Genomic DNA, 8,400 nt, shown 5'->3' with positions numbered 1-8,400 from the left:
GGCCACCCCCAAAGCTCGATAGCCTCGTTTGGCCAAAGCTAAAATCTCTTGATTGACCACCCCGGCAAAGGCCTGATTCCTGGCATCCAAATCAAGGATGACTTGGGGGGAACCCTTGCTGGTTTTAAAAGTGCGACCATCCCCATCGGTCACTTGTGCTTCGGTGCGTTTATTCACAGGGTCAAAAGGAGTGAAATGGCCAACGGTAAAATCGTGGAGAATATCCTGATTAGCTAAGCCGTTAATGATAGTCAAATCAATGGGATCATTGTCTTCCCGACTAGAAGCCAAAGCCCCCGCTAGCAAAAGTTGTTGATTATCCACCCCCTCCGACAGATAGGGATCTCCCAAACTCAGTTGGTTGAGGGTGAGGGTGCCGGTTTTGTCGGAACAAAGCATATCCACCCCCGCCAATTCATCGATCGCCGACAGACGGGTAACCAGGGCATTCTTAGCCGCCAATAGTTGGGAACCGATGGCCATGGTAACCGCCAGCACCGTTGGGGTCGCCAGGGGAATGGAAGCCACCGTCAGCACCAAACAAAACTTCAAAACCCGAATAAAATTATCCCCTTCGTGGACCCGCACCACTAGAATGGCCGCCACCAAGAAGAGATTAACAATAATTAAATAATCGGAAAGCTTGAGGACTGCTTCCTGTAAATGATCCGTATTTTCCGCCTCCGCCACCAACTTAGCGGTTTTACCAAAAAATGTATTTACCCCCGTGGCGCTGACCACTGCCTCTGCCTGACCCCGCTTCAGAATTGATCCGGAATAAACTTCTTCCCCGGCTGAACGAGTCACCGGTAGAGATTCCCCCGTGAGGGCCGCTTGGTCGATGGAGACCGTATCACAATTTAAGAGTTCAAGATCCGCCGGTAAAACGTCACCAATTTTAATGCGGACAATGTCCCCAGGCACCAATTCCCGCGCCGGTATGGTTTGCCAGCTATTGTCTCGCTTGGCATTGGCATTGAGGGCCAACTGGGCCTTGAGAGCTGAAACCGCATCCCCTGCTGATTTCTCTTCCACAAAACCAATCATGGCGTTGCCAATTAACAAGGCAAAGATAATGAAAAAATCTACCCAGTCCCCCACCAAGGCACAGAGAACGATCGCCGCCTCAATCATCCAGGGCATGGGGCCCCAAAAGTAGGAAAACAGCAATTCTAGGTTACTAACTTTTTTTTCAGCTAATTCATTGTAACCGTATTGAGAGAGACGATTCTGGGCTTCGGCGGTACTTAATCCCTGGGAGGATGTATTCAATTTACTTAAAATCTCTTCGGGGGAAGGAGACTTAGTCTGCGCCGGGGAATTAGTCATAGCTCGTTTAAGGTCAAAGACCGAATTACTATGAATCTATTATTGACGATTATGACTAGGGAAAATTAATAGAAAAGTTAATTTTGATAACTGTTTGTGAAGATATTTAAATGGGAATTTTGAGCCTAAATGGGTATTGTTTCTCTGTTGTGATCGCCAACAATGCTAATAATTAGCAAACATTTATTTTTAGCCCTTGGCTGCCACGGAGTCGGGTAAACATCTTTGTAGAGAGGGATCTAGCCAATTGAAATAAGCGGGATAGACTGGAAATCGTGGTTCAAGATTATAACTATTCTCTTTTAGCAACTGGCTTAGTTGCTCCACTGATCGGTGATGATAATCAGGATTAACTTCATCAATGGGAACAATGCCGCCCAAATCCCTGACCCCAGCGGCTAAACAAGCTAGTAGAGCACTGAAATTTGCCACTAAATTAGGCGGAATTTGCAAAGTAATTTCTGCGGGTAGAATTTCCCTCGCTAGGGTCACCACTTCCACCAATTTTTGGCTGCCATAGGCGGGAATACCATCCGTTTGTCTTTGCCCAGGGCTGTGGGGCTGCAAAATCACTTCTTGAATATGGCCATATCGTCGCTGCACCTTGGCGATCGCCGTTAAACTTTCTGCTATTTCTTGGTCCGTTTCCCCAATGCCCAATAACAGTCCAGTGGTAAAAGGAATGGCCAATTCCCCCGCTTGCTGTAACTGTTCTAGCCTGAGTTGGGGGTCTTTACTCGGCGCTTGACGGTGAACTGTAGTTAATAGGCGGGGAGAAATCTGTTCCAGCATTAACCCCAGGGAAAAATTAACTTCCTTTAAACGAGCCATTTCTGACCGACTGAGGGGCCCTGCATTGGTATGGGGGTAAAAACCCAAATCCAAGGCCATTTTACCCAGGTTATAGATCAGCTCAAACCAAGCTTGTCTCCGGGCAGATTGGGGATGAACTTCCCCGGCTAGGATTAAAATTTCCCTTACTCCCTGCCCTGCCAAACTTTCCAGCCGCTGTTTAGCAACGCTTTCGGTTAACCATTGATCCTGTCCAGGCTCCTGCCGAAAATTGCAGTAACTACAGCGGTTAAAGCACTCGTAGGTGGGGACGATGGTATGGGCGGGACTGTAGGTGATGGTGAGCAAGTTCAACTTTCAACTCAAAAAAGCTTTCAACCGAGCCAACACCATTGGCGGAATTTCATGGCCCATGGGAAACTCTTGGTATTCCACTGCCGCTCCAATCCGTTCTAGTTCGGCCCTAGTCTGCTGAGCCATGGCCACTGGTACCACTAGGTCGGCACTGCCATGGATGAGCAAAATGGGGGCAGTGAGGGAGGGTTGAGTTTCAGGTTGGAAATGGAGATAACCACTCAGGGAGAAAATCTTTGCCAGGGGTAAGGTCAAACCCACATCCAGGGCCATGGCTCCTCCTTGGGAAAAGCCCCCCAACACAGTCCGGGCCAGGGAAATCCCCGTTTCCGCCTCTAATCCCAATAAATAGGCCCTTAAACTCTGCTTTGCCTGGGCTAGTCCTGCAAAACTTTGATTTTCCAGGTCATACCAAGCCCGGCCGCCGGGAATTTGGGGATGGGCAAAGGGGGCATTGACAAAGCGCCACTGATAATTCGGCAAGTCCAACATGGGCGCTAAATCTGCCAAATCCCTGGCATCGGCCCCCCAACCATGGAGCATAACCAACAAACGGTCAGACTCCGACGGCGAACTTTCTCGGTCAGGATAGGCGATCGCCGAGAGATCCGCTGCGGGATGGGCTGAAAAATCTAAAGCCATGGCAGGACAGTCCTAGCGATTTAACTGGGTCAAACTAGCGGACTGGTAATAATGGGACAAAATTTGTTGGTAGGGGGTGCCTTTTTGGGCTAAGCCGTAGGCTCCCCACTGACTCAAACCGATGCCATGGCCAGAACCACGGCCGATGATAGTGAAATTATCGCCATTTTTTGACACGGTGAACAGAGTGCTCCGGAGTTTCAAAGCCTGACGAATGGCATTGCCCGTTAACGTTTTGCGCCCCCCGGTACCATTGACTTGGATGGAAGCGATGCGACCCCTGGGGGTAACTTTTAGGGGAGTCAGGCCGGTGATAGTGCCGATGCCGCCAATGTGACGACTCAAATCACGGTTACTAAAAGTCTGGTTCCAACTAAACACCGGTGAACCTTGGTCGTAGTCCACTACCCCCCGTAGATAGGGCAGGGGCGACATCCACACATCCTCAACGTTTTCCGTATGGCCCCCGGAAGCGGCATGGAAGGCGGCCAAAATTACTTTGCCGTTGTAGGTCATCACCTGGCCCTGGGTGGCCTCTACGGCCTCCACGGTGCTGACATATTCATTATTGACCCCCTTATACACCTGGGTGGCGGTGGTGGTGTCCAGGTCATAGTAACGGTTACTATCTTTGCTGGTTTGGTAAATGGCGTAGGTACGGGCGGCCACAGCTTGGGCCTTTAAGGCTTCCAGAGGCCAGGAAGGAATGGCTTCGGAACCCACCACGCTGTATAAATACTCCTCAATATCCACCAGATTAACGGCACTTACCCCATTGCCTTGACGGATTAAACGCACCTTACCCCGATACCAACGATCGCCGATCCAAATGCGGCCGTCACCGCTGGGTTCAATGGTGATTTGGGAAGCTTGCATGCCAGCTAGGTTAATGTTGCGACCAGAGGCAGTGGCATTGGCGGGGACGAGGGAATCCAAGCGGCCAATGGTGGCCCCCCCACCATTTTTCACCAGGGCCGGGGTGGAACTGCCCACTCTGACATTACTCACCCCTTTATTAATGGCAACCCGTAATTCCATCGCCTGGGCGGATAAAGTCCAAGCCAGGGAAATAATTAAACCGAAAAAACTAGATTTACCAATTAGTTGTAACCAGGGGAGGAGAGCCCGTAAGTTTGTCGGCAGGGAACCCCCTGTTTTTGTCGTCAATTCCATGACAAATTTTCCTCACAGCACAATCTACCGGTCAATCCTAACCAAGGTAGCCGTTGCCGGGGATTTTGCCAAGCCAGTTACAGTGCCGACCAAAGGGGGAAAGATCGTTAAAATAACGGTGGTTATCCACTGGGCAAGTTTTTTGTAGAGGAAATAGACTTCGATGGAATGGCGTGAAATTTCCGGCAGTTGGGTTCTAGTGCCACCCCAACCGATCGCCGTGGTGCATTTTCTCGGGGGAGCTTTTGTGGGTACTGCCCCCAATGTGGCCTATCGTTGGCTATTAACGGAACTGGGCAAAGCTGGTTATGTGGTGGTGGCCACCCCTTTTCTCAACACCTTCGACCACCAGGCGATCGCCCGCAGTGTGCTGAATCGTTTTGAAATCATTTTGGAAAGACTGCGAAAACAGGGGGAAATCACCAATGGTTTATTGCCGGTGTACGGCTTAGGTCATAGCCTGGGTTGTAAGCTCCATCTGCTCATTGGCAGTTTGTATGAAGTAGAACGGGCGGGCAATATCCTCGTTGCATTTAATAATTATCCGGTTAAACAGGCCATTCCCTTTGGGGAACAATTAGCCCAACTGCAATTGGATAAATTCCTCACCGGAGTGCAAAAACAACTGAGACAGTTCAATCTCCAGGTGGATTTAAACTTTGAATTTACCCCATCGCCGGAGGAAACTAACCTTTTAATTGCGGAAAGCTACCGGGTGCGACGGAATTTATTGATCAAATTCTCTAACGATGACATTGACCAAACCCTGGGGCTCCGGCCGATTTTAAATCAACAAACCGCCGACCTAGTGGCCTATTGTCCCCTGCCTGGCAATCATTTGACCCCTTTAGGGCAAGACATTCAATGGGAAACGGGTCAAGAATTTTCCCCCCTGGATGCGGTGGGGCAATGGTTAAAAAATTCCCTTTCCCAGGATTTAAGGCGACTGCAAAAGGAAATTCTCCGTTGGCTAGAACCGGCTCGTTTTTATAGTCATTTTGACAATTCTAGTAACTGATAGATGATGCTCGAAAGTTTCTAGTCTCCTTCAGTTAGCACTTAGACTGCAATATCCAATAATTCTTTTCGGTCGGGCTATGTCCTAGGGGTGCCAAAGTGAAACGTCAGCATAGCCCAGTCCCCAAGCTCAATGGCCAGTCCCATTGATGTCTTCAGAAACCGGAAGTGCATGGGTGAAAAAACGGTATTCTTCCACCGGATGACCTTGCACAATATGCTCTTGGAGAATTTTTTCCATCACGGTGGGGGTAACATTGCGATACCAAACCCCATCGGGATATACCAGCAAAATCGGCCCCTGTTGGCAAACCCTTAGGCAGTTCGCCTTGGTGCGGAAAATATGCCCTGTTTGACTGGCCTGGGCGCAATCCAACCCCAATTCCGGTAGGCGTTTTTTCAAATAGTCCCAGGTGGCGAGGCTATCTTCTTTGCTACAGCATTTCGGTTTGGTCTGGTCACAGCAAAGAAACAGGTGCCGTTGAATGCGATCGATGCCGAGGCGTTGACAACTATCAACGATGGTTTCTGGGGAGGTTATGGAAGCGGACTTGTCCATGGAAATGGGGGCCAAAACTGAATAATCACCGTATAGTTGGAGGGAATGAAGCTCAACGGCCTTACCCCCCAAATTATTATGTTTAAAGATTGGAACTTTGATGACTGGATGAACCATTTAATGATGCTATTGACCCTATTGGGTTTAGCGGTCATTTGGTTTGTACTCTGAGATTTTTTTGTCGAGTGGCCCCACACCTCCCAAAGATCCATCAGAGCGACTAGGGGAGGTAACAGGTTTAATCGACCATGTTTGGGGAATTTACTGGGTAATCCAAGGCCACCTATGAACTTTGCCCTATTCGCCCAACAGTTCCAAGAATTGCGCTTCCGACAATTGGGCAATGCCAAGCTTCTGAGCTTTTTTCAGTTTCGCGCCGGGGGCCTTGCCTACCACCACATAATCGGTTTTACCGCTGGGAGTGCCAGTGCATTCAGCCCCCACATTTTGGAGTCTAGTTTTAGCTTCCTCGCGGTTCATGGCGTTGAGGGTACCGAGGATGACAACTTTTTTCTCGGCCAGGGGATGGACTCCGCTCTGGTCAACTTCCGCTGGGGTCGGCTCTGATTTCGATTCTTCCTGGGGCGCCTCTGCCGGAGTTTTTTCCACTTTAACCGGGGCTTTTTCTACAGACTCTGACTCTGAATTAGACTTTGTTTTTGATTCAGATGGCTGGGACACGGTTGCTTTAGCAACTTTTGCGGGCTGGGGTTCGGATTTTGCCTCAGTTTTAGCGGGGGTAGGGTCAACTTTTTCAGCTTTGGCCGGTTTGGCTGATTCTTGCTCAACTGCAACGGTCACTGAGACGGGGGGCTCGGCCGGTTTTACCGGAGCGGGGTTAGTTGCGGCGACTTTGGCTTGAGCCGGTACTTCTGGAGCCGGGGACTGGGTTTTGGCTATGGCCTCTTTCAAGGTGGCCAATTGCTCTTGCAGTTGGGTCACTTCCCCCTGGGCAGATTGCAGGGCGTTAGCCTGTTCTTTTTTATCCGCTTTAAGGCGATCGCCTTCGGCCTGGGTGGTTTCCAGTTTGACTTTTAATTCGGCATTGGCCAGGGCGAGTTCTTTTTGCGCTTCTTCCAGTTGATGTAGTTTAGCGGTGAGTTGACTCCGTTCCCCTTGCCATTGTTCTTCTTGTTGACTGAGGCGATCGAGGTCGGCTTGTAAATTTTCCACCTGGCTTTGGAAATGTTGGCTTTGTTGCCTTGCAGTCTGCAATTCCTGTTGAGCCTGATCCCGTGCCGTGGTCAGTTGCCGCACCTGCTGCTCCCACTGGGAAACTTGACTGTTCCAGTGAGCTTGCTCTTCTTGATGCTTTTGTTGCCAGAGCTTTTCTTGGGAGGCTAGGCGTTGGTCGATCGCCTTGGCCTGATTTTGTTCTACATGGGTGAGTTGATCGCTCAACTGTTGATTTCTGGTCACTAGGGACTGCAACTGCACCAATTTAGGACGGGTTTCCGCCACTTCATTGACCGCTTGCTTGAGGCGATCGGACAGATTGGTATTTTCCTGGAGCAATTCTTGATTGAGCTTTTGCAGGCCCACCAATTTTTCGCTCTGGATATCATCGTATTGGGCAAGCTGATGTTGGAGAGCGGCCACCATTTTCTCCTGGGCTTGGTAGTTTTCTGTCAACTGATCCCTTTCAGCCAAGGCGTTTTGTAGGCTGTTCTGGATGGAATGTAAATCCTTCTCCAGGCGACGCAGTTTCCCCTTGGTATGGATGATAGCCTCCGGAGATTCCTCACCATCGTCATGGTTAGAGCTGACTTCCGCGGCGATCGCCGGAGTTGGGGAGCTGGCGGTTATGGTTGACGGTTGATCGGCAGGTTGGGACTGGGCCAATTTTTTTTCCAGGGCACGACGACTATTCCAGACATATATGCCACTGCCTAGGGCCAAAACCAATCCGCTTAAGGGGTAGCTCAATTCCAATGGGGTCATCCACCGTCTCCTCGATCAAGAACATCAATGCCAATCGTCACTGGACTGGACTCTAGATCCTCTTATAGCAAGTTTGGGAACCTTTTATGGAGGGATGGGGAGAAATAGTCGCAAAACTTAATCGAGGTGCCGTCAAAAGGGGGCCCTGGCCTGAACTTACCCAACTTCGTCCCTATGCTAGGGATTTGAGCCAGAGCAGGTTATTATTTCCCTTCCTACTGCCAGATCAATCAGTCCGTTAGTTTGTTCAATGTGTTTAATTAGTTCCCTATAGGCGGGGGCAAATTGCAACTGGGATGAGTTGCCTAAAATAATTAGTTTGCTTTTAGCACGGGAAATACTGACTAATAATTTACGGTCTGTATTTTGGCGATCGTGGTCAGCAATGCTTTGGATATTTTTTACTTGCTTAGACCAGGAAATGGTAGTAGAAAAAATAATTAATTCCCGTTCATCCCCCTGAAATCGCTCCACCGTATCAACAATAATCGGTAAATCAGCATTACCGAAAATTCTTTCCAACTGTTGATTGATTTCTGCCACTTGAGCCCGAAAAGGAGCAATTACACCAATTTCCTCCGCAGGAAAAAGAT

Annotated in this window: 8 protein-coding genes; 1 reads left to right on the top strand and 7 read right to left on the bottom strand. The window is 49.5% G+C overall.

The genetic code is table 11. The features are described 5' to 3' along the window. The 4 genes from IQ219_RS12965 to IQ219_RS12950 all read right to left on the bottom strand — a co-directional run. The coding region (locus IQ219_RS12965; protein ID WP_194072880.1) for an HAD-IC family P-type ATPase at nucleotides 1-1,329 on the bottom strand (1,329 nt) is incomplete at its 3' end. A gap of 189 nt (nucleotides 1,330-1,518) precedes the next feature. Further along, nucleotides 1,519-2,469: a 7,8-didemethyl-8-hydroxy-5-deazariboflavin synthase subunit CofG gene (cofG, locus tag IQ219_RS12960; protein ID WP_194072882.1), complete on the bottom strand. Its 951-nt coding sequence runs from the start codon at nucleotides 2,467-2,469 to the stop codon at nucleotides 1,519-1,521. A 9-nt stretch (nucleotides 2,470-2,478) separates the two neighbouring features. Further along, a complete protein-coding gene (locus tag IQ219_RS12955; protein ID WP_194072879.1) occupies nucleotides 2,479-3,117 on the bottom strand; it encodes an alpha/beta hydrolase in 639 nt (212 codons plus the stop codon). 12 nt (nucleotides 3,118-3,129) lie between these two features. Further along, a complete protein-coding gene (locus IQ219_RS12950; protein WP_194072878.1) occupies nucleotides 3,130-4,290 on the bottom strand; it encodes a SpoIID/LytB domain-containing protein in 1,161 nt (386 codons plus the stop codon). Between the two features lie 163 nt (nucleotides 4,291-4,453). Here IQ219_RS12950 and IQ219_RS12945 point away from each other — a divergent pair, with 163 nt between their 5' ends. Next, nucleotides 4,454-5,308 (top strand): DUF1350 family protein, encoded by an 855-nt coding sequence (locus IQ219_RS12945; protein WP_190597709.1) that lies wholly within the window; start codon nucleotides 4,454-4,456, stop codon nucleotides 5,306-5,308. A 129-nt stretch (nucleotides 5,309-5,437) separates the two neighbouring features. Here IQ219_RS12945 and IQ219_RS12940 read toward each other — a convergent pair whose 3' ends face one another. From IQ219_RS12940 to IQ219_RS12930, 3 genes are all read right to left on the bottom strand, one after another. Then, nucleotides 5,438-5,866 carry a ferredoxin gene (locus IQ219_RS12940; RefSeq protein WP_194072881.1) on the bottom strand — a complete coding sequence of 143 codons (429 nt, stop codon included), beginning with the start codon at nucleotides 5,864-5,866 and terminating at the stop codon, nucleotides 5,438-5,440. A gap of 297 nt (nucleotides 5,867-6,163) precedes the next feature. After that, the gene (locus IQ219_RS12935) at nucleotides 6,164-7,807 is read right to left on the bottom strand and encodes a BRCT domain-containing protein (protein WP_194072877.1); all 1,644 of its coding nucleotides are present in this window, start codon (nucleotides 7,805-7,807) and stop codon (nucleotides 6,164-6,166) included. A gap of 177 nt (nucleotides 7,808-7,984) precedes the next feature. After that, nucleotides 7,985-8,400: AAA domain-containing protein (locus tag IQ219_RS12930; protein WP_228017057.1), on the bottom strand; the 416-nt coding region annotated here is incomplete at its 5' end.

It is taken from the genome of Synechocystis sp. LEGE 06083 (assembly GCF_015207725.1).
Taxonomy (GTDB): domain Bacteria; phylum Cyanobacteriota; class Cyanobacteriia; order Cyanobacteriales; family Microcystaceae; genus Synechocystis; species Synechocystis salina.
This window is presented reverse-complemented; position numbering and strand designations above follow the sequence as displayed.